Annotated in this window: 1 protein-coding gene; it reads right to left on the bottom strand. The window is 40.2% G+C overall.

All coding sequences use genetic code 11. The annotated features are described in order from the left end of the window. Positions 1 to 315: 315 nt before the first annotated feature. Positions 316 to 987, bottom strand: a complete 672-nt coding sequence (locus F6K49_RS51380; RefSeq protein WP_293110657.1) for a sulfotransferase family 2 domain-containing protein — start codon at positions 985 to 987, stop codon at positions 316 to 318. Between the last annotated feature and the right edge of the window lie 169 nt (positions 988 to 1,156).

Here is a 1,156-nt window from a genome sequence, read left to right on the forward strand (position 1 = left end):
TTGAGGTAAAAAGTCCTAGGTTTTAGGGAACAGGGAACAGGGAACAGGGAACAGGGAACAGGGAGTAGGGAGTAGGGAGTAGGGAGTAGGAGTAATAAATTTGACTGTATCTTATAGGTCTTATCAACGCTATATTTGATAATTCAAAACTCAAAAATTAGCACTGATAACTGAACACTGATCACTCAAAAATTATCTAGCGTTTCCTAGTAAGCGTGAGGTACATCTAAATTTTATTCCCTGTTCCCTGTTCCCTGTTCCCTATTCCCTATTCCCTGTTCCCTACTCCCTACTCCCTATTCCCTATTCCCTATTCTAAAAAGAATACTTTCCGTAGTTGATATCATACTCAAACAGCTCGGAGACGATTGCTTGGGATTCGCTATCATAATACTGGCTATAGTGGTCATGCTTGCTGGTATTTATCTTCAACGAATCTAGCTGTATTCCTAGCTTTGACGAAACAAAATCTAAGTCTTCCTCTAGGTGTTCAACACGGATAACATAATCCACTAGGAAATTATTCTGATCATCAAAAACATAGTAAGGAAGGGTATAGGTAGACAAATCCTCTAGATATATTTGCTGCTTCAAATCCCAGGATTTTCCAGTCTTAATCCACTCCTTGAATGGCATCCTAGTGTTTGGGTTATAGGGGTATTTTTCGACAATGTCTTCCGATACACGGATTGCTCTTGCTGTTTCCCACCAATAAATACCTCGGTGATCTGGCTTGGCATAGAAGTACAGAGAAACCAGCATATCCCAAGGATTTCGGATACTAATAAACTTGAAATAGCTGTTCCAGTTCCAACCCATACGCTCAAAATGCTGCTTTAACAGAGATGCTGGCACATGGTGATGGTAATGTCGCTTCTTATCCGTACTGGAAATATCGGTGTAAGGATCCAATGCCTTGCGAATACTAGTACTAGCACACTTAGGTTTGCTGAGGAATACAAACTTATGCTTGTGGGATATTCTCATGATAACTGTTGATAGATTTCCGATTTAACAATTGATTTTAAGAAATAATCGTTGCTCAGCTTTTCTTTAATCGGGTGCTGCTGCAGGTAGTGGTGGGTTTCCTCAATTAAAGCAAAATCCTCAGCTTTGGCTGCTGCTTCTTGTCTAGACTGGAAGTAAAGGGGATAGT

It is taken from the genome of Moorena sp. SIO3I6 (assembly GCF_010672095.1).

Bases quoted from the DNA above. Each gene is read 5' to 3' on its own strand.
- F6K49_RS51380 (WP_293110657.1), bottom strand. From the start codon at position 987: ATGAGAATATCCCACAAGCATAAGTTTGTATTCCTCAGCAAACCTAAG.